This is a genomic window from bacterium (genome assembly GCA_018812485.1).
Lineage (GTDB): Bacteria > JAHJDO01 > JAHJDO01 > JAHJDO01 > JAHJDO01 > JAHJDO01.
In genome coordinates, this window is the sequence record JAHJDO010000082.1 from 1 (window position 1) to 24,287 (window position 24,287).

The 24,287-nt window shown below is 38.4% G+C and carries 26 protein-coding genes and 1 pseudogene; all 27 read left to right on the top strand.

What is annotated here, in order from left to right; all coding sequences use genetic code 11:
- Positions 1–60 precede the first annotated feature (60 nt).
- The 27 genes and pseudogenes from KKC91_06445 to KKC91_06575 all read left to right on the top strand — a co-directional run bounded on the left by KKC91_06445 (position 61) and on the right by KKC91_06575 (position 24,169).
- Positions 61–300: a DUF2061 domain-containing protein gene (locus KKC91_06445; protein MBU0478189.1), complete on the top strand. Its 240-nt coding sequence runs from the start codon at positions 61–63 to the stop codon at positions 298–300.
- A gap of 7 nt (positions 301–307) precedes the next feature.
- Positions 308–721, top strand: coding sequence for a M67 family metallopeptidase (locus KKC91_06450; protein ID MBU0478190.1), 414 nt, complete (start codon positions 308–310; stop codon positions 719–721).
- Entirely contained in the window at positions 711–1,766 is a 1,056-nt protein-coding gene (hemA, locus tag KKC91_06455) for a glutamyl-tRNA reductase (protein MBU0478191.1), read from the top strand. The genes KKC91_06450 and hemA overlap by 11 nt, the downstream gene beginning before the upstream one ends.
- Positions 1,718–2,380 carry a hydroxymethylbilane synthase gene (gene hemC, locus KKC91_06460; protein MBU0478192.1) on the top strand — a complete coding sequence of 221 codons (663 nt, stop codon included), beginning with the start codon at positions 1,718–1,720 and terminating at the stop codon, positions 2,378–2,380. The genes hemA and hemC overlap by 49 nt, the downstream gene beginning before the upstream one ends.
- A complete protein-coding gene (locus tag KKC91_06465) occupies positions 2,340–2,732 on the top strand; it encodes an arsenate reductase ArsC (GenBank protein MBU0478193.1) in 393 nt (130 codons plus the stop codon). Before hemC ends, KKC91_06465 begins: the two co-directional genes overlap by 41 nt.
- Positions 2,719–3,651: a uroporphyrinogen-III C-methyltransferase gene (cobA, locus tag KKC91_06470; GenBank protein ID MBU0478194.1), complete on the top strand. Its 933-nt coding sequence runs from the start codon at positions 2,719–2,721 to the stop codon at positions 3,649–3,651. Before KKC91_06465 ends, cobA begins: the two co-directional genes overlap by 14 nt.
- Positions 3,642–4,121 (top strand): annotated as a pseudogene (locus KKC91_06475) (uroporphyrinogen-III synthase). Before cobA ends, KKC91_06475 begins: the two are co-directional and overlap by 10 nt.
- On the top strand, positions 4,103–5,068 hold the full coding sequence (gene hemB / locus KKC91_06480) for a porphobilinogen synthase (protein MBU0478195.1): 966 nt from the start codon (positions 4,103–4,105) through the stop codon (positions 5,066–5,068). The pseudogene KKC91_06475 and the gene hemB overlap by 19 nt, the downstream one beginning before the upstream one ends.
- Positions 5,056–6,351 carry a glutamate-1-semialdehyde 2,1-aminomutase gene (gene hemL / locus KKC91_06485; GenBank protein MBU0478196.1) on the top strand — a complete coding sequence of 432 codons (1,296 nt, stop codon included), beginning with the start codon at positions 5,056–5,058 and terminating at the stop codon, positions 6,349–6,351. Before hemB ends, hemL begins: the two co-directional genes overlap by 13 nt.
- A gap of 1 nt (position 6,352) precedes the next feature.
- On the top strand, positions 6,353–7,510 hold the full coding sequence (cysK, locus tag KKC91_06490; protein ID MBU0478197.1) for a cysteine synthase A: 1,158 nt from the start codon (positions 6,353–6,355) through the stop codon (positions 7,508–7,510).
- Position 7,511: 1 nt separating this feature from the next.
- Entirely contained in the window at positions 7,512–8,366 is an 855-nt protein-coding gene (locus KKC91_06495; GenBank protein MBU0478198.1) for a 4Fe-4S binding protein, read from the top strand.
- A 12-nt stretch (positions 8,367–8,378) separates the two neighbouring features.
- On the top strand, positions 8,379–8,618 hold the full coding sequence (locus tag KKC91_06500; protein ID MBU0478199.1) for a sulfurtransferase TusA family protein: 240 nt from the start codon (positions 8,379–8,381) through the stop codon (positions 8,616–8,618).
- Between the two features lie 4 nt (positions 8,619–8,622).
- Entirely contained in the window at positions 8,623–9,852 is a 1,230-nt protein-coding gene (locus tag KKC91_06505; GenBank protein ID MBU0478200.1) for a threonine synthase, read from the top strand.
- Position 9,853: 1 nt separating this feature from the next.
- Positions 9,854–10,153 carry a MoaD/ThiS family protein gene (locus tag KKC91_06510; protein MBU0478201.1) on the top strand — a complete coding sequence of 100 codons (300 nt, stop codon included), beginning with the start codon at positions 9,854–9,856 and terminating at the stop codon, positions 10,151–10,153.
- Positions 10,150–10,968 (top strand): molybdopterin-synthase adenylyltransferase MoeB, encoded by an 819-nt coding sequence (moeB, locus tag KKC91_06515; protein MBU0478202.1) that lies wholly within the window; start codon positions 10,150–10,152, stop codon positions 10,966–10,968. The genes KKC91_06510 and moeB overlap by 4 nt, the downstream gene beginning before the upstream one ends.
- Positions 10,969–10,970: 2 nt before the next feature.
- Positions 10,971–11,210 carry an NIL domain-containing protein gene (locus KKC91_06520; protein MBU0478203.1) on the top strand — a complete coding sequence of 80 codons (240 nt, stop codon included), beginning with the start codon at positions 10,971–10,973 and terminating at the stop codon, positions 11,208–11,210.
- Positions 11,211–11,229: 19 nt separating this feature from the next.
- Complete coding sequence (locus tag KKC91_06525) at positions 11,230–12,021, top strand: sulfide-dependent adenosine diphosphate thiazole synthase (GenBank protein MBU0478204.1); 792 nt, start codon at positions 11,230–11,232, stop codon at positions 12,019–12,021.
- Complete coding sequence (locus tag KKC91_06530; GenBank protein MBU0478205.1) at positions 12,018–12,806, top strand: hypothetical protein; 789 nt, start codon at positions 12,018–12,020, stop codon at positions 12,804–12,806. Before KKC91_06525 ends, KKC91_06530 begins: the two co-directional genes overlap by 4 nt.
- A gap of 9 nt (positions 12,807–12,815) precedes the next feature.
- Positions 12,816–14,021: a homocysteine biosynthesis protein gene (locus KKC91_06535; protein ID MBU0478206.1), complete on the top strand. Its 1,206-nt coding sequence runs from the start codon at positions 12,816–12,818 to the stop codon at positions 14,019–14,021.
- A 37-nt stretch (positions 14,022–14,058) separates the two neighbouring features.
- Positions 14,059–14,466, top strand: a complete 408-nt coding sequence (locus KKC91_06540) for a 4Fe-4S binding protein (protein MBU0478207.1) — start codon at positions 14,059–14,061, stop codon at positions 14,464–14,466.
- A 100-nt stretch (positions 14,467–14,566) separates the two neighbouring features.
- Positions 14,567–15,838: a TolC family protein gene (locus KKC91_06545; protein MBU0478208.1), complete on the top strand. Its 1,272-nt coding sequence runs from the start codon at positions 14,567–14,569 to the stop codon at positions 15,836–15,838.
- 14 nt (positions 15,839–15,852) lie between these two features.
- Positions 15,853–17,061 (top strand): efflux RND transporter periplasmic adaptor subunit, encoded by a 1,209-nt coding sequence (locus tag KKC91_06550; protein MBU0478209.1) that lies wholly within the window; start codon positions 15,853–15,855, stop codon positions 17,059–17,061.
- Positions 17,062–17,071: 10 nt separating this feature from the next.
- Complete coding sequence (locus tag KKC91_06555) at positions 17,072–20,206, top strand: CusA/CzcA family heavy metal efflux RND transporter (GenBank protein ID MBU0478210.1); 3,135 nt, start codon at positions 17,072–17,074, stop codon at positions 20,204–20,206.
- 14 nt (positions 20,207–20,220) lie between these two features.
- Complete coding sequence (gene nifS, locus KKC91_06560; GenBank protein ID MBU0478211.1) at positions 20,221–21,384, top strand: cysteine desulfurase NifS; 1,164 nt, start codon at positions 20,221–20,223, stop codon at positions 21,382–21,384.
- 2 nt (positions 21,385–21,386) lie between these two features.
- Positions 21,387–22,454, top strand: a complete 1,068-nt coding sequence (gene mnmA, locus KKC91_06565) for a tRNA 2-thiouridine(34) synthase MnmA (GenBank protein MBU0478212.1) — start codon at positions 21,387–21,389, stop codon at positions 22,452–22,454.
- A 16-nt stretch (positions 22,455–22,470) separates the two neighbouring features.
- Positions 22,471–23,379 (top strand): quinolinate synthase NadA, encoded by a 909-nt coding sequence (gene nadA, locus KKC91_06570; GenBank protein MBU0478213.1) that lies wholly within the window; start codon positions 22,471–22,473, stop codon positions 23,377–23,379.
- Between the two features lie 67 nt (positions 23,380–23,446).
- Positions 23,447–24,169 (top strand): ABC transporter ATP-binding protein, encoded by a 723-nt coding sequence (locus KKC91_06575; protein ID MBU0478214.1) that lies wholly within the window; start codon positions 23,447–23,449, stop codon positions 24,167–24,169.
- Positions 24,170–24,287: the final 118 nt, after the last annotated feature.

Genomic DNA, 24,287 nt, shown 5'->3' on the forward strand with positions numbered 1-24,287 from the left:
ATCATCGGCCAAGAAAACAAGTTTGACTATTCTTTAATTTACAAGCACTAGGGAATTGAGATGGCAAATGCAGTTGATACCAGATTACGCTCCTGGGTCAAGTCAATTATTTGGAGAATTATAGGTATAGTGATACTGGGTATTCTGGCTTGGTTGTTCACGCGGGATTTGAAAGAAACAACACTGATAACTATTACATTTCACACAATTAGGCTTGTGCTTTACTACTATCATGAAAGAATATGGGAAAGAATAGCTTGGGGGAGGAATACATCGAAGTCACCGGAATATAATATCTGAGGATAACATGAAGATAAACAAAGCCTATCTTTCGGAGATGGTTCAACACTGCCAGAAAGATTATCCTAACGAAGCCTGCGGAATACTGGCAGGTAAAGATGGAAAGATAGAGAAAATTTACAGGATGACCAACGCAGATAAAAGCTCAAAGACATTCTTTATGGATCCGAAAGAACAACTTAAAGTGATGAAGGAAATAAGAAATTTGGGACTGGAAATGGTGGGGATATATCACTCCCATCCTGAAACAGAGGCATATCCTTCTGCACATGATGTGGAATTGGCTTTTTATCCTGAGGTATCTTATGTGATCGTTTCATTAAAAGATAAAAATAGTCCGAATATTAGACCATTTAAGATTGAGGAAGGAAAGATTACTGAAGAGGAATTGAAGATAGAGGCAACTAACAATGAGAGTTAATTTAGGTTTAATAGGTTTGAGTCATAAGACAGCTCCATTGAGAGTGAGAGAAAAATATTCATTTTCCAAAAAGCAGATTCCTGAAATCTATAAGCTGCTTTATAATGATCTAATTAGAGAAGCTGTAGTTCTCTCTACTTGCAACCGGACAGAGGTGTATGTAACTACGCCTGCATGCCAAGATTTCGCAGATAAGGATTATTCAGAGAAAGTGAGAGAATTTCTATGCAACGCATTAAGCATTACAAACCACGAACTGCGATATTTCTATTTTCTGGAGAAGAAAGAGGTGATTAAGCATCTTTTTAAGGTTAGTTCAGGAATCGCTTCTCAGGTTGTTGGAGAAACTCAGATCTTGGGTCAGGTAAAAAATGCATATTTTCAGGCGAAAGAATCAGGAATGACCAATGGATACCTTGATAAATTATTTCAGAAAGCGATAGAAGTAGGCAAAATTGTTCGTGAAAAAACTAAAATATCCGAAGGGAATATCTCTATTGGTAGTGTAGCTCTGAAAATGATTGAAAATTTATATGGTGGTTTGAAGGGCAAGAAGATTCTAATTATTGGCACAGGGAAAATTAGTGAACTGGTAGCTAAATATCTGGTAGATAGAGGAATTGCGGGAACTTTTGTTGCTAATAGAAACTATGAGAAGGCAAAGGAGCTCGCAGAAAAAATTAACGGGAAAGTGGTTAGATTTAATTTCCTAAGGGATGAAATTAGAACCACGGATATTGTTATTAGTGCTACAGCCTGTCCCCATTTGATTTTGAAAAAAGAGATGATCCAAGAGATTATGAAATTCCGCAAAGAACCTCTTTGTATAATGGATTTAGCACTACCGCGTGATGTAGATCCTGAGATAAAAAATATTAATAAGATATTTTTATACAATTTAGATGCCCTAAATTTAACCGTTGAAGAAAATTACAAAAAAAGAATAAGAGAAGCTCAAGAAGCAGAAAAGATTATTAAAGAGGAAGGGGGGAAGTTCTGGAACAAGGAAAAACGATTAAAATTGGTACTCGTCCCAGCCGCTTAGCCTTAAAACAGGTGGAAGAAGTGATGAGATTATTGGGAGAGCGTAATATTGAGTTTGAGATAAAGAGATATAATACTTCTGGAGATATGGATAAGGCTACGCCGATTTCAGAGATTGAAGGAGGAGATTTTTTTACTGATACTATTGAAAAAGCGCTTTTAAATAATGAAATAGATATAGCCATACATAGCGCTAAAGATTTACCGGATGTGATAAATGAAGAACTGGTTGTTTGTGCTATGACTAAATCAATAGATCCTTATGATGCATTGGTTTCTAAAAAGGATTTAAAATTAGATGAACTTCCTTATGGTGCAAAAATCGGCACAAGCAGTTTACGGCGTAAGGAGCAGTTAAAAAAATTTAGATGTGATTTTCAGATTGTAGATATTCGTGGAAATATCGAAGAGCGATTAGCGAAGTTAGATAGGAGTGATCTGGATGGTATTGTAATTGCCGCGGCTGGACTTATCCGGCTTGGCTTAGAGGATAGAATAACACAACGGATACCCTTTGATATTATAAAGCCGCATCCTTTACAGGGAAAATTGGCTTTTGAGGCGAGGAAAGATGATGAAGATATTATTTGTCTGTGTGGAAAATGCCTGCCGTAGCCAGATGGCGGAAGGCATCTTTAATCATTTGGTGAAAGGTAAACATAATGCTTTTAGTGCAGGTGTTTCTTTAGCCGGCAGGGTAAATCCTTTGGCAATAGAAGTTATGGGAGAGATAGGCATTGATGTTTCAAACCAGAAGCCAAAATTAATAGATATTGAGACAGTAAAGGATATGGATAAAGCGATTTCAATGGGATGTATAGATAGTTGTCCGGCAATCAAGATAGATGAAAATTGGGAGATAGAAGATCCGAAAGATAAGGGAATAGAAAAGTTTCGTGAAGTAAGGGAAATAATTTGCCAGAAAGTAAAGGATTTGATACAGAGGATAGAGAATGAAGACACATAAGGTCTACTTAGTTGGTGCAGGTCCGGGCAGACCTGATTTGATAACTGTAAGAGGATTGAATATCCTTAGAGAGACAGATGTGGTTATTTATGATTATCTTGTTGATAAAAGACTTTTTGATGAGGTGAAAGAGGGGGCTGAATTAATATGTTGCGACCAGTTAGGCAAAAGCAGATACTCTGATGGCTTCTTGAAGGCACAGGATAATATAAATAATTTAATGATTAGAAAAGCTAAAGAAGGCAAGAAAGTAATAAGGCTTAAGAATGGAGATCCTTCTATATTTGGTAGATTTTCACAGGAATTAAAAACATTAGTTAAAAATAAAATAGAATTTGAGGTCGTTCCCGGAGTTACCGCAGCAAGCGCTGCCTCTTGTTTAGGCGGCATTCCTCTCACTGATAGAAGGTTTGCCTCTAGCTGTGTTTTTGTTACTGGACACGAGGACCCAAAAAAGAGAATAAGCCTTATTGATTGGGGTAGCCTGGCAAAAAGTGGTACAATAATTTTGTATATGGCAGTAGAGAACTTGGAGAATATTGTTGAAAAGGTGCTTAAAGCTGGGAAAGATAAAGATACGCCTGTAGCCATAGTTCAGGATGCGAGTTTACCAACACAGAAAGTTTTTACTGGCATTCTGAGGGATATTGTGGCAAAGGCAAAAAGGGAGAAAATAAAACCGCCTGCCATAGTTATAATTGGCGAAGTGGCAGAATTAGAAAAGAAATTCAACTGGCTAAAGAGAAATAAGCGAATTTTATTCACGGGGCTGTCCAAGGAGAGATTTTTTACAAAAGACATTTATTTCCATCTTCCCCTAATTAAGATAGAACCTATGAAGGACTACGAGGAGTTTGATAATTATTTAAAGAATATTAAAGATTTCAACTGGATAGTCTTTGAAGCCGCTATGGGGTAGAATACTTTTTTAAAAGGCTAAAAGTCCTCGGTTATGACTCGAGGAATCTCAGCAACATAAAGATTGCAGCTATTGGAAATTCCACAAAGAATCGGCTTTTAGATTTTGGAATTTTTGCAGATTTAGTGCCCAAAAAGGAGTCATCAGAGGGACTGCTTGAAAGATTTCAAAAAGAAAAGCTTAGAGGTAAAAAGATATTTTTACCTCGCTCGGATATTTCTGATAAAGGTTTAGCAAAAGCCTTTGAAAAATTAGGGGCCAAGGTTATTTCAAGCTTTGCCTATAGAAATGTAATGCCAAAGGATTTACCAGATTTGGATATGAATTCTTTTGATGAGATTATGTTTACCAGCCCTTCAACAGTGAGGAATTTTGAGAAAAGATATAAAAAACTTCCCAAACAAGTTAAACCTAGATGTATTGGCGAGGTGACCCTGAAGGAGGCCAAGAAATGCCGGCTGTTAGACTAAGAAGATTGAGAAAAGATAAGGCTGTCAGAGACTGGATTAGCCAAACAGAGCTTCGTCCTAAAGATATTATTCTGCCATATTTTGTTGTTGAAGGTAAGAATGTAAAAGAGCCTATTAAATCTATGCCAGGAGTTTATCATTTATCCATTCATAATTTGCTTAAAGATATAACGGAAGCGCAAAAAGCTGGGATAGAATCTATTCTTTTATTTGGAATTCCTGAGACAAAAGATGAAATAGGATCTCAAGCCTATAGAAAGAATGGAGTTGTCCAGAAGGCCATTAAGGCAATAAAAAAAGAATTTAAGGATTTAATTGTTATAACCGACGTTTGTCTTTGCGGATATACTTCTCATGGACACTGCGGAATAGTTAAGAATAAAAGCATAGATAATGATGCTACTTTGGAAGTTTTAGTGGAGATTGCTCTATCTCATGCAGAGGCAGGAGCAGATTTTGCAGCTCCTTCAACAATGATGGATGGACAGGTTAGGGCAATAAGAGAAAGTCTAGATAAAGGTGGATTTAAAGATGTAGGGATATTGGCATATTCAGCTAAATATGCATCAAATTTCTATGGGCCATTTAGAGAGGCATTGGATTCAGCGCCCGAGTTCGGAGACAGAAAGACCTATCAAATGGACTACAGAAACTCAGACGAGGCCCTAAGAGAGGTTAAGCAAGATATAGATGAAGGTGCAGATATAGTTATGGTTAAACCTGCTTTAGCCTATTTGGATATTATCTATAGAGCAAAAGAGAAATTTAATATTCCTATTGCCGCCTATAATGTGAGCGGGGAATACAGTATGATTAAGAAAGTTTCGGCTGGTGATAAAACCAGAGAAAGAGACTTGGCGCTTGAAGTTCTTACTTCTATAAAAAGAGCAGGAGCAGATTTAATTATCAGTTATTTTGGAAAAAAGGTCGGAAAATGGCTACGTTAAACTTAGCAAAAAATTTATTAGATGAAGCAAAAAAATATATCCCTGGAGGCGTAAACAGTCCTGTTCGTTCGTTTAAAGCTGTAGGGGGATACCCCGTTTTCGTAAAAGAGGCGAAGGGTGCAAAAATTTATGGTGAATGCGGAAGAGAATTTGTCGATTATTGCCTTTCTTGGGGCGCATTGATTTTGGGGCATGCCCATCCAAAGGTTGTGGAAGCTCTAAGGAAGGCTATAGAAAAAGGGACGGGTTTTGGTGCTCCAACGAAATTAGAAACAGAACTAGCTAAACTTATCGTGGAGGCTGTTCCTTCAATTGAGCAAGTCAGATTAACGAATTCCGGGACAGAGGCAGTAATGAGTGCGGTAAGACTTGCAAGGGCATATACAAAAAAAAATAAGATTATAAAATTTGAAGGCTCATATCATGGCCATGTGGATTATCTTTTGGTAAAAGGTGGCTCAGGGCAAGCTACATTAGGAATACCAGATAGTCTGGGTGTGCCAAAAGATTTTACTAAACATACGATTGTGCTTCCATTTAACAATATAAGGAAGGTTCAGGAGATAGCAGAGAAATACCATAAGGATCTGGCAGTAATAATTGTTGAACCAGTAACAGGAAACTCCGGTGTCATTTTACCAAACTCTGGATTTTTACAAGCTTTAAGAAAAATTGCTAATAAGTATAATACAGTGTTAATATTTGATGAGGTAATTACTGGTTTTAGACTTTCTTATAGTGGAGCGCAAGGGTATTTCAATGTAAAACCGGATTTAACCTGCCTGGGAAAGGTTGTCGGAGGAGGGTTACCAGTTGGCGCTTTTGGGGGAAAGAAAAAGATAATGCAACTTCTGGCACCTCTGGGAGGTGTGTATCAAGCAGGCACATTGTCAGGCAATCCAATTGCAGTTACAGCAGGCATAGCTACTTTAAAGACACTGAAGAAAACTAATCCCTACAAGGTGTTAGAGAAAAAGACAAAAGAATTGTGTGAAGGGATAAAGGCAAGAGCTGATAAATATAACATAAAATTGAAGGTTAATTATATTGGCTCGCTGTTTAGTATATTTTTTACAGACAAAGATGTAAAAGATTATAGAACAGCAAAAATGCAAGATATACATTTATTTAAAAGATTTTATCATGGTTTATTAAAAGAAGGAGTCTATTTTTCTCCTTCAGGATTTGAGGCGAATTTTTTATCTACTGTACATAGCAAAGAGGATATAAATAAAACTTTAAAATTAGTCGATGAAATATTGAAAAAATTAAGGAGGCAATAAAATGGGTATGACAATCTACTTAAATGGGAAAAAAGATGACATCAAAGATGACATGAGTATTTCAAAGCTTTTAGAGTTTAAAAAAGTAAGGCCTGAAGTTGTTACTGTGGAATTAAATGATGAAATTATAGAAAAAGATGGATATAATACAACACGGCTTAAATCCGACGATAAGGTAGAGTTCGTCTATTATATGGGCGGCGGAAGCAAAAATGGAGGTAACATGGAAACAAAACTAGCAAATAATGTTTTAGAATTAATAGGTAAGACTCCTATGGTAAGACTCAACAAAATTGTTGAGCCGGGTATGGCGAAGATTCTGGCGAAATTAGAATATCTTAATCCAGGTGGAAGCGTTAAAGACAGAATATGCCTTTCAATGATTGAAGATGCTGAAAGAAAAGGATTGTTGAAATCAGGATCCACTATTATTGAGCCGACGAGTGGAAATACAGGGATAGGACTGGCAATGGTTGCGGCAGTTAAAGGTTATAAATGCATCCTTACAATGCCTGAGACAATGAGCGTAGAGAGGATTTATATTCTTAAATCTTATGGGGCAGAAGTGGTGCTTACGTCTGGAGCGGAAGGTATGCTAGGTTCGATTAAAAAGGCAGAAGAACTTTTGAAAAAGATTCCAAATAGTTTCATACCTCAGCAGTTTAAAAATGAGGCAAATCCCGAGATTCATAGAAAGACAACTGCTAAAGAGATATTGGATGTCATCAAAGAAAATATCGATGCCTTTGTTGCAGGAATTGGCACAGGTGGAACTGTAACCGGAGTTGGGGAGGTCTTAAAACAAAAAAATCCAAAGATTAAGATAGTAGCAGTTGAGCCAAAGGCAAGTGCAGTGTTATCTGGGAAAGAACCAGGTCCTCACAAAATTCAAGGGATTGGTGCAGGCTTTATTCCACAGGTTTTAAATCGAGATATAATTGATGAGGTAATACAGGTAGATGATGATGACGCATTCAGGACTTCCCGAAGGTTATGCAGAGAGGAAGGCCTGTTTGTAGGAATATCAGCAGGAGCAGCTACCTGGGCTGCATTAAAAATTGCCAAGGATATAGGTAAAAGCAAAGTAGTGGTTGTAATTTTGCCAGATACAGGAGAGCGATATTTTTCAATGGAAAAATATTTTGAAGAGGGGGCTTGAGATGGCTGAGTATAATATAAAGGAATTAAAAAGCGGCGGGTTTATGAAGCAGAAGGAAAAGGATCTTTTTTCCGTCAGGTTGCGCGTTGTTGGTGGATATATTCACAGCGATCAACTTCCTAAGTTGGCAGAGATTGCCAAGAAATATGGCCATGGACACATTCATCTTACTACACGACAGGGCATAGAAATTCCTTATGTGCATTTTAAGGATTTTGAAAAATTAAAGAGAGAATTAGCTGAAGTAGACTTAGAGGTAGGCGCTTGTGGCCCTCGTGTCAGAACTATAACTGCTTGCCAGGGAGTGAGTTGTTCTCATGGTCTAATTGATAGTCAGAAAATAGCTAAAAAGATTGATGAGAGACTTTTTGGTAAAGCAGGGTTACCCCATAAACTAAAAATTGGAATTACAGGATGTCCTAATGCTTGCATTAAGCCACAGGAAAATGACATCGGCATTATGGGAGTTATGTCCAAAAGATTTAAGAAAGATTTATGTAATCTCTGTGGCCTTTGCGTAGAAGTCTGCCCGGTAAAAGTGATCAAGATAAAAAATAAGAAGCTCGAATTTAACCAAAGTAAATGTATTGGATGTGGAGACTGCGTATTTAGTTGTCCTCCAGGAGCCTGGGAGAAGGTTACAGAAGGCTTTCGCCTATTTTTAGGTGGGAAGATGGGCAAATTCCCCAAATTGGGTATTAAGGCAATTGATTTTATATGTTCAGAAGAGGAATTATTGAGAATAGTAACGCAAGCTTTTGAGTTTTATAAAAAAGAAGGAAAGAAAGGAGAGCGTTTCAGAGATACACTTGAGCGTTTAGGTCTTAAATATTTTATAGGTAGATATTGTGATTAAAAGGGGGCTATGATGAATGAGGTAAGAATTGATGAAAGAATCGACTTATCCGGCGTTATTTGCCCCATGAATTTTGTTAAGACAAAGCTTAAACTTGAAGAAATGGGCGAGGGGCAGGTTCTCGAGATAATTTTAGACGACGGCGAACCTATTAGAAGTGTCCCTCGGGCTGTGAAAGAAGAGGGGCACGAGATTCTAAAAGTGGAGAAAATAGATGGATGTTGGAAATTGTTAATTAAAAATAATAGGTGATTATATGAGTTATGTAAAAGGATTAAAATGCAAGGAATGTGGTAGGAATTATCCGAAAGAGGCTTTATATGTATGTGAGTATTGTTTTGGCCCCTTAGAGGTTGATTATGACTATGAGAAGATAAGGAAATGCTTGACGAGAGAAATAATAGCGTCAAGACCAAAAAATCTCTGGCGTTATAGAGAACTCCTACCTATAGATGGAGAACCTACAGATGGTTTAAACTCAGGATTTACTCCTTTAATAAGAGCTAAAAGATTAGAGAAGGCATTGGGTGTAAAAGAGCTCTATATAAAGGATGACTCTGTAAATCATCCCACACTATCTTTCAAAGACAGGGTGGTTGCAATAGCTTTGTCTAAAGCAAAAGAATTTGGTTTTGATACTGTAGCCTGTGCATCTACCGGCAACTTAGCAAATTCTGTGGCGGCGCAGGCTGCGATTGCTAACCTTAAAAGTTATATCTTTATTCCTGCTGACCTTGAACGCGGCAAGGTCATTGGCACCCTCATTTATAAACCTGTTTTAGTGGCAGTTGAAGGAAATTATGACCAGGTAAACAGATTGTGCTCAGAGATTGCTACAAAACACAAGTGGGCATTTGTCAATATAAATATCAGACCTTACTATGCCGAAGGCTCAAAGACATATGGATATGAGATTGCTGAGCAATTAGGATGGAAAGCGCCAAAACATATAATATCTCCTTGCGCAGGAGGCTCTCTCATTACCAAGATATGGAAGAGCCTGAAAGAATTTCATAAGTTAGGCTTGATTGAGAAACCCAATACCAAAATTTATGCAGCCCAAGCCATTGGATGCTGCCCTATAGTTACTGCGGTAAAAGAAAATTCTGAAATTATAAAACCTGTTAAGCCCGCAACTATTGCTAAATCCTTAGCCATAGGAAATCCTGCTGATGGAGTATATGCAGTTGGGACTGTAAAAGAGAGTGGCGGATGGGCAGAAGATGTATCTGACGGGGAGATTGTTGAGGCAATAAAACTTTTAGCCACAACGGAAGGTATATTTACTGAGACAGCTGGAGGAGTAACTTTAGGAGTTACAAAAAAATTAATTGAACAGGGCAAAATTCCTAAAGATGAATCTATTGTTGTGTGCATAACTGGAAATGGATTAAAGACTCAAGAAGCAGTTGCAGAGGAAATAGGTAAACCAATAAAAATTAAACCTAATATCGCCTTGTTTGAAGAAAATGTAAAAGGAGGTTAAAATGCCAATCACAGTCAGAGTTCCTACGTTACTTCAGAAATTTACTCAGAATCAGGCAGAAGTTAAAGCGAAGGCTGCAAACATAAATACGTTAATTGATGATTTAGAGAAAAATTTTCCAGGAATCAAAGAGAGGATTTGTGATGAGACTGGTAAGGTACGCAGGTTTATCAATATTTATGTAAACGGAGAAGATGTGCGGTTCCTGCAGCAAGACGAAACACTTCTTAAGGAGGGGGATGAAGTTTCAATCGTACCTGCTATAGCCGGTGGGCAGAGAACAACGGAGAATCATAGATGAGTAGCCTACGCGAAGACCAGATTGAACGTTATTCCCGCCAGATACTTCTTCCACATGTAGGCGGAAAGGGACAAGAAAAACTTTTAAATGGCAAGGTGTTAATAATAGGCGCCGGAGGGCTGGGTTCTCCCTGTGCTTTATACTTAGCTTCCGCAGGTGTTGGCAGGATTGGGATTGTAGATTCAGATAAGGTTGACCTCAGTAATCTTCAGAGGCAGATTCTCCATTCTACAAAAGATATAGGAAGAGCAAAGGTAGAATCTGCTAAAGATAAACTTAATGGAATAAATCAAGATGTGGAAGTTACCCCATATAATATTAGGCTCACTTCAGAGAATATTTTAGATATTATAAGGGACTACGATATAATTGTAGATGGCTCTGATAATTTCCCAACACGCTATCTGGTAAATGATGCCTGTGTTCTTTCTAAAAAACCGCTTTCTCATGGTGGTATATTTAAATTCGATGGTCAGGCAATGACAATTTTGCCTGGTAACAATGCCTGCTATAGATGTCTATTCCCTGAACCTCCGCCACCTGGGCTTGTGCCGAGCTGCCAGGAAGCAGGAATTTTAGGAGCGGTTGCAGGTATAATCGGGGTAGTTCAGGCAAACGAGGTATTGAAATATATCCTAGACATAGGTAATCTTTTGACTGGAAAACTTTTAGTTTTTAACGCGTTAGATTCTTCTTTCAGGCATGTAAAAGTACCAAAAGATCCAAAATGTCCAATATGTGGTGAAAGCCCGACCATAACAAAACTAATAGACTATGAAGAGTTTTGTAGTCTAAGACGAAAGGAGGTGAATTGAAGATGACAAAGAAAATGATGCATTTAGTATTTCCCCAGAAATTGATTAAAAAGCCTGTGATTTTTACTATGGCAAAGAAGTATAATGTAGTTCCAAATATCCGAAGAGCCAGAGTTACTGAGACTGTAGGAGAGGTAACTCTGGAATTAAGCGGCACAAAAAATGATTTGGAGAAGGCAATAAAATATTTAGAGAAGAGCAGTGTAAAAGTTGAGCCCATTGTGGGCGATATAGTGGAATAATTTAAAAAAGGGAGGAGTTATGCCGAAAAAGATCTTTAGTCAGGTTGGAGAAAAGGAAGTTACTCGAGCGATTGTTCAAGAGTTTAGCAAGCAGTTTCTGGAGTATGTGGAAAGCGATTGTATTATTATCGGCGGCGGTCCTAGCGGTCTGATGGCGGGTAAGGAATTAGCAAAGGAAGGCCATAAGGTTTTAATTGTAGAGCGGAATAATTATCTTGGCGGCGGTTTTTGGATTGGCGGTTATCTGATGAATAAAATAACCGTAAGGGAACCGGCTCAGGAAGTATTGATTGAGCTGGGGGTGCCTTTTGTGAAGGCGGTTGACGGGCTCTATGTAGCAGACGGCCCGCACGCCTGTTCCAAACTCATTGCCGCTGCTTGCGATGCCGGAGTAAAATTTGCTAATATGAGCATATTTGACGATGTCGTTTTGCGTGAAGAGAACCGCGTGGCAGGGGCTGTAATCAACTGGACTCCGATAAAGGCATTGCCGCGCGAGATTACCTGTGTTGACCCGGTGGCATTAGAAGCAAAACTTCTTATTGACGCTACCGGCCATGATGCCTGTGTGGTGAAGGTGTTAGAAGAAAGAGGATTGATTAAGACAAAAGGCTTTGGGGCAATGTGGGTAGAGAGGTCTGAAGATCTGCTGGTAGAACATACGGGTGTAGCTCATCCGGGATTAATAGTTATTGGTATGGCTGTGAGTACTACTTATGGGCTTCCGCGGATGGGGCCGACATTTGGAGGAATGCTGCTTTCAGGGATAAGAGGTGCAGAGGTAGCAAAGAAGCTGTTAGCTTCCGATTGACAAAGATGCAGCAGCCTTCTTTTATTTATCTCTACGATGGGGGAAAGACAAAATCTTTAAATGTTAAAGAGATTGCAATCTCTTTGAGGAAGAGGCTCAGAAAGGCAAAGGTTGAGATAAGAGAAGATTTCATCCCTAAAGAAAATTTTTTAGAAACGACAGCCAGAGAATTAGCTAGTATTAAGATTTCTGACATAAAGAAAAAGGATACGTTTTTAGAACCTTTGCCTGTTGAGATAAATTACGAAAAAAGAAGGCTGATGGATTCTGGACATAAAGCTGCAGGAATTTTGTATGACGGTTTTAGGATGCTTAGTATCTTTGCTAAACTAATCCCCAAGATAGAGTCTAATTTTAATTACTGTCATATTATATTTACCAATCAGCTCTTTGGTACATGGGATGAGAATGATTTAAGATATCACGCCCGTGTAGCAGTATTTGGATTTCCTTCTATCATCTCTACCACAGGAGTTGTTGAAGCGCCGGCTAAACCGAGGGAATTTTATCTAAAGCGACAGATGGGAATGAATTTTCTCGCTTTAAAGGAGGAATTCAAAGGGAGATTTATTGATTATGATGATTCTAGATTGACTGAAGTAATGAAGGGTTATTCATTACAAGCTTTATTATTTCATATGACGGGAGATCCATTCTGTAAAGATAAAAACTGCAGGCTTTATAATGCCCATTGGCAGGAGGAAGTAATCCACGCCCAACTTAAGAGTGAGTATGAGCTCTGTAATTTCCATGAGAAAATTCTAACTAAAACCATAATAAGATAGGAGACAAAGATGGCAAAGACAATTAAAGAAATTAACGAAAAGATTAAAAAGGGAGAGGCTGTAGTAGTTACCGCCGGGGAAATTATCGACATTGTTGAAAAAAAAGGTGTTGCTGAAGCGACCAAAGAGGTAGATGTAGTTACTACTGCAACCTTTGGTCCGATGTGCTCATCCGGCGCATATTTCAATATCGGACATACTAAGCCGAAGATGAAACTCGGGGGAGGCAGAACATATCTGAATGATGTGCCGGCTTATGCAGGTTTTGCTGCTGTGGATGTTTATGTCGGAGCTACTGCCATACCTGATGATGACCCGCGAAATAAGGTTTTTCCCGGAGAGTTCAAATATGGCGGGGGTCATGTGATTGAAGATTTGGTAGCAGGTAAGGATTTAAAATTAGTAGCTACTGCCTATGGCACTGACTGTTATCCTAGAAAAAAATTAGAAACATGGATAAACATTAAGGACATGAATGAAGCAGTGCTTTTTAATCCGCGCAATGTTTATCAAAACTACAATGTAGCAGTGAATCCATCTGATAAGATTATCTATACCTATATGGGAACACTGAAAACTAAATTAGGCAACGCCAATTATTGTAGCGCTGGACAGCTTTCGCCACTTTTGAATGACCCGTATTATAAGACTATTGGTATCGGGACGAAGATTTTCTTAGGGGGTGGAACGGGTTTTGTGGTCTGGCAAGGTACGCAGCATAACCCGGCAGTGAAACGCAAGGATAACGGAGTCCCTCAGGCACCAGCAGGAACATTGGCAGTTTTAGGGGATCTTAAACAGATGAGTTCAGAGTGGCTGCGAGGAACGACAATGCAAGGCTATGGAGTAACCCTCACCGTTGGCATTGGCATTCCTATTCCAATTCTGAATGAGGAGATATGCCGATATACAGCAGTGAAAGACGAGGAGATTTGGGCTCAAGTTATTGATTATAGTGAAGCCTATCCGCAGGGGAAAAAGGACAGTCTTGGTGAAGTGAACTATGCTCAGCTCAATAGTGGAGAGATTACTGTTGAAGGGAAGAAAGTACCTACCGGAAATCTATCAAGTTACTCCAAAGCAGTAGAGATTGCTAACATCCTGAAGGAATGGATTGAAAAAGGCGATTTTCTTCTGAGTGAGCCTGTGGCCTATCTGCCCGGCCCAGAGACAGGATATACCTTCAAGCCACTAAATGAAAGACCTATTGAATAACACTCAGGATAGAGTAAAGAAGTAGGAGACTATAGAGATGATCTCTAAAAGAATGGTTCTTCATTTTCCCCATAAACTTGTAGACCAACCGATAGTATGTAAGTTGGTTAGAGACTATAATCTTGAGTTTAATATCTTAAAGGCTTATGTTACCCCCAGAGAAGAAGGTCTCTTAGTTTTAGAATTGAGCGGAGAGGGCGAAGACTATAAACAAGGCATCCAGTATTTGACAGAGGTCGGAGTAAAAGTACAGCCTTTATCTCAAGATATCATTCGCAATGAAAGAAGATGTACTGATTGTGGCGTCTGTGTTCCGATTTGTCCTACTGGTGCCTTAGTAGTAGAGTCTTTAACTAGAAAGGTCCATTTCTATGACAATAAATGTATTGCTTGCGGATTTTGTGTAAAAGCTTGCCCAGTCCGAGCAATGGAGGTGCATTTTTAAAGAGAAATTCGGAAAAATTCAGCGATGGAGCAGGTATTCAAAAAGATTGAGGAATATGTTAAAGTAATCCATACATATATAAGGAAATGGAACAAAGTATATGTTTTGGAAGAAAAACGTCCCTCTTATTATATTGATATTCTACAGTCTTTTTTCTCTTTTATTTGCTGAGTCTATACTAAAAGAGAAGACAATAGTTTTGCAGGACTTAGTTAATGAAGCGATAGGGAATAACCCAGAGATTCAAGCTGCTTACTATAATTGGCAGGCCGCTATGGAAAAGATCAAACAGGTATCAAGTCTTCCTGACCCTAAGGCAAAATATACCTACTTTGGGGAAAAAGTCGAAACAAAAGTTGGCCCACAGGAAGCGAAATATGGCTTGTCACAGAAAATTCCTTTTCCAGGGAAACTCAGCCTAAAAGCAAAGGTTCAGTCTAAACATGTAGATATGTTCAGAGAAAAATATGAAGCCACAAAACGTGAAGTCATAAAAAATATTAAACTTGTTTATTATGATATTTTCTGGGTAGATAAAGCTATTCAGATAACTGAGGAAGAAAAGACTATATTAGAAAGTTTAGAGAGAGTGGCTCAAAGAAAATATGAGTCAGACATTGTACCTCAACAGGATGTGATTAAAGCCCAGGTAGAACTTTCAAAGTTAATCAATAAATTATTTCTATTGAAACAAAATAGAAAGAGCCTTGAGGCAAAGATGAATAGTATCCTTAATAGACCAAAAGGTACAGAGTTGAGAAGAATTGATACTGTCAAACCAATAGAGTTTAAATATAAGCTTGATGAGCTGCACCAAATAGCTAAATCCTCAAAGCAGGAGCTATTGATAGCTAATTTGGATGTAGAGAGGGCTGAACATGAGAAATCTTTGGTCAGATTGGATCGTTTCCCTGACTTTACATTTGGGTTTGACTATATTCAAGTGGGAAATGGTCATACATCAGTATCTAATGATGGCCAGGACGCCTGGATGGGAACGGTTTCAGTAAATATTCCTATATGGTTTGGCAAATTGAGATATCAACTCAAAGAGAAAGAAGTAAAATTGGCAGCAAGTAAAAAAAATTATCAAAATATAGAAAATAGTGTAACTTATGAGATAGAGGATGTATATTTTAAGATTACTACTTACAAAGATATCATTTTATTATATAAAACTGCATTAATGCCACAGACAGAGCAGTCTTTTGAAGCGGCAAGAACCGGCTACGAAACAGGCAGAGTTGATTTTTTAAACTGGCTTGATGCGGAAAGAGCACTTTTACAAACAAGGTTAGCTTATTATAAAGTAATAGTGGATTATCAGAAATCCATTGCATTTTTAGAAAGGGTTGTGGGTAAAAATTTATAAGGAGGGAAATAAAGATGAATTGTTGTGGAAGATCTAAATTTGTTAAATATATATGGCTCTTAATAGGTCTCATTATTTTAGCTGTAGTGATATCTTCTCTTACATCTTGCAGCAAAAAAGAGTCAGCAGTCTCGTCGCAAGTTAGCAAGGAATCCATAGAGAAAGAAATAGTTCATTATACCTGCGGTATGCATCCAAGCGTAAAAGTTTCGCCAAAAGAGTACAATAGAGGGAATGTGAACTGTCCAATCTGTAATATGAAATTGATACCAGTGTATAGAAAAGATGCTAAAGATGAAGAAGAAATAGATAAGTCAAAAGATGTTGTAAGCAGGGTTAAGATAAAAGGTGATGAGATAAGGTTGGCAGGGGTTAAGACCGAGCCTGCAAGGAAGCTTCATCTTTACAAAGAAATTCGCACTGTAGGCAGAGTTGCCTATGATCCGAAACTTGCAATTGCCGAAGAGGAATTTATTTCTAGCCTGAAGGCTTTAGATAAAATACAGGAAGGAGCAATTTCTGAAATCAAAGAAAGAACCGGAAATTTAGTTGAATCTTCAAAAAGAAAATTAAAACTTTTAGGTTTAAGCCAAGAGCAGATTAATGAATTAGAGAAAAAAAGAGAAGTTCAGACAAGTCTTATTTTACCAGAAAAAAAGATGTGGATTTATGGTGATGTTTACGAATATGAATTAAGTTGGATAAAAGCAGGTCAGAAAGTGGAAGTTACTACTTCGTCTTTTCCTGGCAAGGAATTTGATGGGGTTATTTCTTCGGTAAATCCTGTGCTTGATTCAAAAACGCGTTCAGTAAGATTCAGAACACAAGTCGACAATCCCGATTTAAAATTAAAGCCGGAGATGTATGTGGATATGGTAATTATAAGTATGTATATGAGTCCAGACGGCGAGCATATGGTTTTGGCAATTCCTAAAGATGCGGTATTGGATACAGGCACGCGTAAGATTGTCTGGATTGACAAAAGAAATGGGGAGTATGAGGGAAGAATTGTTGAAATTGGACCCGAGGCTACATCTAAAATAGATGGCAGAGTTACTAAATTTTATCCTGTTCTTAGAGGTCTTAAAGAAAATGAGTTAGTTGTAACTAAAGCAAACTTCCTTATTGATTCACAAAGCCAGATTAGCGGGGTTGTAGCAGCGGCGTATGGCGGAGCGATGGGTATGGAAGAAAAAAAGGCGCCGCCAGTTCATCAACATTAAAGCATAAATTATGATAAACAAAATCATCGAAAGCTGTCTTAAAAATAGATTTCTGGTTATAGCAGCTTTTGCCCTCCTTATCGTCTGGGGTTTCTCTTCAATGAAAAATACTCCCATAGACGCCATTCCCGATATTGGCGAGCTTCAGGTAATTGTCTATGCAGATTGGCCGGGGAGAAGTCCAAAAGATGTAGAGGATCAGGTAATATATCCTTTGACTACTGGACTTATGGGTACTCCTGGAGTAAAGGTGGTGCGTTCAACAAGCGCCTTCGGCTTTGGTCTGGTAAATATGATTTTTAAAGAAGGAACAGATTTTTATTGGGCAAGGACAAGAGTTCTGGAGAGATTAGATTTTGCAAAGAAGGATGTCCCCAAAGATGTCTCTATTACCTTAGGCCCGGATGCAACAGCCTTAGGCCAGATATTCTGGTATACAGTTGAGGGGGAAGGTTATGATTTGGTCGAGCTTCGTTCTATCCAGGACTGGTATATCCGCTATCAATTAAATGCTGTTGAAGGAGTCTCAGAAGTTGCTTCAGTGGGCGGGTATGTGAAGCAATATCAAATAGATATAGATCCCAACAAACTCCTTGCTCACAATATCAAAATTCATGAGCTTATAAACGCTGTCCAGAAATCCAACATTGATGTAGGCGCAAAAGTTTTTGAAGAAGGCGGAGTAGAATTTATTGTTCGAGGCTTAGGGTTTATAAAAAATACCTCTGACATTGAAAATATTGTTGTGGATATAAAAGAGGGAGTACCAATATACGTAAAAAATATTGCTAATGTAACAATAGGCCCGGAATTTCGTAGAGGCGCCCTGGATAAAGAAGGCAAAGAGGTTACTGGTGGCGTCGTCCTTATGCGTTATGGAGAGAATCCTTTAAAAGTTATTGAACGTATTAAGGGAAAAATAAAAGAGTTATCCGTAGGCTTGCCAAAAGGGGTAAAAATAGTTCCTTTTTATGATCGTACCAGCTTAATTTTGCGCGCTATTGGGACACTTAAAAGCGCTTTAACTCAAGAAATCATTATTACAGTCTTTGTCATCATTGTATTTCTTTTGCATTTCTTGGGCAGCGTCGTTATATCTATCGTATTGCCGATTGGCGTATTAATCGCTTTTATCTTTATGCGTCAATTTGGCGTAGATGCCAACATAATGTCCTTAGGTGGCATTGCCATAGCCATAGGTGTGATGGTTGATTCTGGATGTGTATTGGTTGAGAATATTTATAGAAAGTTAGCTACAAGACAAAAAGAAACAGGAGTTTCAAAACTTACATCAGAGGAAAGATTAAATACCTGTATAGAAGGTGCGCAAGAGGTAGGGAAACCTGTTCTTTTTGCTTTGCTTACAACTATTGTAGGCTTTATTCCAGTTTTTGTCTTAACAGGACAAGCCGGAAAACTTTTCAGACCGCTTGCCTTTACAAAGACATTTGCTATGGTAGGTGCAGCGATAATTGCCCTCATGCTTTTACCAACACTTTCATATTATTTTTTAAGAGGCAGATTACGAGATGCTTCCGAGAATAAAACTACACGAATCTTGCATAAAGGATATAATCCTATTATTGGCTGGTCATTGAAGCATAAAAAGATTGTAATCCTGATTTCTCTTGCAGTTATAATTGTAGGCCTATTATGCGCATCTTTAATGAAACAGGAGTTTATGCCGCCATTGAATGAGGGGGATCTATTGTTTATGCCGGTACTTCTTCCTGGCACATCTTTAACCCAGGTCATGGAGGTAATGAAAAAGCAGGACATCATTATTAAAAATGAATTTCCTGAAGTTGAGTGGGTAGTGGGTAAGCTTGGACGTGCTGAAACCGCGACTGATCCTGCACCCGTGGGAATGATTGAGACGATAATTCACCTTAAAGATAAAAAATTCTGGCGAAAAGGTATGACACGCGAGAAACTGATTGTGGAGATTCAGGAGAAGACCAGGATGCCTGGAGTAAGCCCGATAATGACCCAGCCAATAAGAAATAGAATTGATATGTTAGCTACAGGAATACAGACACCTGTTGGTGTCAAAGTTTTTGGCGCAGATTTAGATAAAATTGTGGGGATTGCTGTCGAGATAGAAAGGATTATAAGTCAGGTGGAGGGCGCAGTAAGTCCATACGCTGAACGTATATCCAATAGACCCTACTTTGAAATTGATATAGATAGAGAACAAGCAGCCCGATATGGCGTAAAAGTTGGAGATATACAGCATATTATTATGACAGCAATTGGCGGTATGAATTTGACAACAACGGTTGAGGGTAGAGAACGATATCCAGTAAGAGTAAGATACTTAAGAGAATTAAGGGATAGTCCGCAGGCTTTAGAGAGGATTTTTGTTCCCACGCCAGAGGGAAAACATATTCCCTTAGCCCAAGTAGCAAAACTGAAGAAAGTTTCTGGCCCGGCGGTAGTTAACTCGGAAAATACCCTTACTTACGCCAGAGTATTTGTCAACGTGAATCAGGAAAAGGTAGGATTGATAGATTTCGTTAAAAATGCACAAAAAGCTGTAGAGAATAAGATAAAAAGCGGCGAGCTAAAACTTCCATCAGGATATTTTATAAGCTGGTCAGGTCAGTTTGAATCAGAGATGGAATCAAGAAAAAAGCTTATTCCATCACTAATTATAGCTTTAAGCATAATATTACTCTTGCTTTATATGGCATTTAAAAATTTTAGCTCTTTATTTATTCTCTCAACAGGTATTCCTGTATCGCTTATGGGAGGCATAATTTTGTTATTCTTGTTAGATTTTAAATTTTCTACTGCGGTGTGGGTAGGATTTATTGCCTTATTTGGCGTAGCTACAGATAACGCAGTAGTACTACTTTCCACCTTAGATGATTTATTTAAAAAGAAGGTTCCTAAAACCATAGAAAATATTCGTCAAACCGTGATTGAGGGAGGATTGCTGAGGGTGAGACCGGCAATGATGACAACAATGACTACAATTATAGCCCTTATGCCGGTTATGCTATCTACAGGAACAGGTTCTGAAATTATGAAACCAATGGCATCCCCGACAGTGGGAGGATTAATTACGGCAACTTTGTCTAATTTGATCTTAGTTCCAGTATTGTATTGTTGGATAAAAGAAAGACAGTTAAAAAAATATTAAGGAGATGAAGAAGAATGAAAAGAATATACCTTGACTATGCGGCTACTACGCCTACAGCCCCGGAAGTAGTAAAGACAATGTTACCGTATTTTACTGATAAATTCGGCAATCCTTCCAGTATTCACTCCTTTGGACAGGAATGCAAAGCAGCAATAGAGGAAGCCAGAGAAAAGATAGCTTCTCTATTAGGTGCAAAGCAGGAGGAGATTATCTTTACCAGCGGAGGCACAGAAAGTAATAATTTTGCTCTTAAAGGTTTAGCCTATGCTAATAAACATAAAGGAAATCATATTATTACTTCATCTATTGAACATCATTGCGTAATTGCGCCCTGTAAGTTCTTAGAGAAGATGGGTTTTAGGGCAACCTATCTTCCTGTGAACAAAGATGGGTTGCTAGCCCCAGAGGATGTAAAAAAAGCAATTACTGATAAAACTATTCTTATCTCTGTTATGCACGCCAATAATGAGATAGGGACAATCCAACCAATAGCAGAAATAGGTAGAATCGCTAAAGAAAAAAAAATTTGTTTTCACACAGACGCTGTCCAGACCTTTGGGCACATCCCAATAAATGTTGATGAGCTTAATTTAGATCTACTCAGTATATCCGGCCATAAGTTCTGCGGACCTAAGGGAATTGGAGCGCTCTATGTAAGAAAGGGCACGAGAATGGTCTCGTTTATGCACGGAGGGGATCAGGAAAAGAACCGTCGTGCATCTACCGAGAATGTCCCAGCCATTGTGGGGTTTGGCAAAGCGGTGGAGATTGCTCAAGAGAAGATGAAGGAAGAAGGAAGGGAATTAACCACTTTGCGAGATAAATTAATAAAGGGCATCTTCGAAAAGATAAACCATGTTCGCCTGAACGGACACCCTACAAAAAGGCTTCCTAACAATATCAATGTCTCCATCAAATTTGTAGAGGGAGAATCAATGCTTCTTAATTTAGATATGGAAGGAATTGCTGTTTCTACCGGCTCTGCCTGTAGTTCATCAAGCTTAGAAGCTTCACATGTTTTGTTGGCTTTAGGACTATCGCATGAATTAGCACATAGCTCTTTACGCTTTACTCTGGGAAGATACACCAAAGGGGAAGATATTGATTTTCTTTTAGAGATCTTACCGAGAATTGTAGAGAAGCTCCGTTCTATGTCGCCATTGTGGAAGAATGGATAAAGATGAAAAAAAGAGCAGTTGTAGCAATGAGCGGTGGAGTGGATTCATCTGTTACTGCCGCTTTACTTAAAGATGAGGGATTTGAAGTTATCGGCATTACTATGCATATCTGGGAGCGTTCCAAAGATTGGGATGGCTGTTGCGGCGCAGCGGGCATTGAGGACGCAAAGAGGGTAGCTAACAAGTTGGGAATCCCTCACTATGTATTGAATCTCAGGGATATTTTCCAAGATATGGTAATTTCCAACTTCTGCGAGGAGTACAAGGCAGGAAGAACACCAAACCCTTGTATCAGATGCAATAAATACATAAAGTTTGACGCTTTAGCTAAAAAAGCAAAAGAGTTAAGCGCAAATTATATCGCTACAGGCCACTATGTAAGGATACAGAGGACAGAGGACAGATATGTCCTTAAAAAAGGGATTGATACTAAAAAAGATCAGTCCTATGTGTTATATACAATGACTCAGGAACAGTTGAAATACACTTTGATGCCTCTTGGAGATCTTACCAAAGAGCGCGTAAGGAAGATTGCTGAAGAGAGAAATTTACATGTGGTAAATAGCCCGGAATCTCAGGAAATATGTTTTATCCCTGATAATAACTATGGAGAGTTCGTTAAGAAATGTGTTCCTGAAGAGATAAAACCCGGTCCTATTGTAAATAAAGAAGGGAAAGTTATCGGAGAGCACAAAGGAATCATTTTTTATACCATTGGCCAACGCAAAGGGATGGGGATAGCGGATAAGAATCCTTTATACGTAATTGCTATTGACAAGAAGAACAATACCATTAGGGCAGGCAAGGAAGAAGAACTCTATACAAATGAATTAATTGCCGATAATATAAATTTTATAAATATAGAGAAATTAGAAACCCCTATTAAAGTGGAAGCAAAGATAAGATACCTGCATCAGCCCTCGCAGGCAACTGTCATTCCGTTAAACGAAGGCAAGGTTAAGGTGAAGTTTGATTCTCCCCAACGAGCAATTACACCAGGTCAGGCAGTGGTATTTTATAACGGGGAAGAAGTTATCGGAGGAGGAACGATAAATAAAATTAAAGATTAAAATGCAAAAATTAAAAATAAATAAAAATTTAGTAGAAAAGATATTAGAATTAAAAAAGAAAATGAATGCTGTAATCCTTGTCCATAATTACCAAATAGGTGAAGTTCAGGATATTGCTGATTATATTGGTGATTCTTTGGGATTAAGCCGAACAGCAAGCGAGACCAATGCTGATGTAATCGTTTTCTGCGGAGTCCGCTTTATGGCTGAGACAGCATCCATCCTTTGTCCGGACAAGATAGTTCTTATGCCTGATATAAATGCCGGGTGTCCTATGGCTGATATGATTACCAGAGACGAGCTAAAAGCCTTAAAAAAAGAACATCCAAAAGCAACGGTAGTAGGTTACGTTAATACTTCTGCTGAGGTTAAGGCAGAGATTGATATCTGCTGTACTTCTGGAAATGCCGTTAAGGTGATAGAGTCATTAAAGGATGCTGTAGAGATTATCTTTGTTCCTGACAAATATTTGGGGCACTACGTATCTACAAAAGTTAATCGCAAGCTCATTCTTTGGAATGGTTATTGTCCTGTCCACACCAAGATTATACCGGAGGATATTGCGAGACAAAGAAAAGCCCATCCTGAAGCGAAAGTTATTGTTCATCCTGAGTGTACACTCAAAGTAATTCAACTCGCTGATGAAACTCTCTCTACCAGTGGAATGTGTGAGTACGCAAAACTGTCCGGCGCCTCTGAAATAATTATAGGCACTGAGGTAGGACTGCTCTATAGATTACGCAAAGAAAACCCTGAAAAGAAATTTTATCCTCTTTCAGCTCAGGCCATATGCCCAAACATGAAACTGACCACCTTGGAAAAAGTATTATGGTGCTTAGAAGATATGCGTTATGAGGTCAAAGTCCCTGAAGATATTCAAATTAGAGCCAAGGGAGCAGTAGATAGAATGTTAGAGGTGTTGTAAAATAAATCTTGCTTTTAGAAAGATTTATTAGTACTCTCAAGAGAGTATAAATAAATTTTACTGGATAATGTTAGCTATAAAGACAGAGCATCTTACCAAGATTTATAAAGGTAGCAGAAAAGAAACAAAGGCTCTTGAAGATTTAAATCTTCAAGTCTCTCCCAATCAAATATATGGATTTTTAGGGTCAAACGGAGCAGGCAAAACAACAACTATTAATCTGTTACTGGGTCTTACTGCGCCTACAGCTGGTACAGCCTGGATTTTAGAAAAACAAATTGGGGATATAGAAATAAAGCGAAAAATAGGATTTCTTCCACAGAGCCCCTATTTTTATGAGTCGTTTTCGTCTGTTGAATTATTGAATTTTTATGGCAAGATATTTAAAATCCCAAAAAAAGAACGATACAAGAAAATCGAGGAGCTGTTGGACATGGTTGGATTAACAGATAGTCGAAAAATCCCTTTAAGAAAGTTTTCCAGAGGTATGCTTCAACGTATTGGTATTGCTCAGACATTGATTAATGATCCGGATTTAGTTTTTTTTGATGAGCCAATAGCGGGATTAGACCCAGTGGGTAGAAAGGAGGTGATGAATACAGTCCTTAATATAAAGAAGCAGGGTAGAACAGTCTTTTTTTGTTCCCATGTTCTGCATGATGTAGAAATGCTCTGTGACAGTATAGGGATTCTGGATAAAGGGCAACTTATTGTCTCCGGCAAGCTAAAAGATTTGCTCAAACCGAAAGAAATAGAAATATCTGTAGAAAAGCTGTTAGCTAAAATTTAAAAGTGCACAGTTTAAAGTTTAAAAGTGCACAATATTTAGGTCTTCATTTTTAGCTGTTTGAACACCAATAAGCCTATTGTCATACCAGCATCTGATTTCCCCTTTTAGATAACGTCCA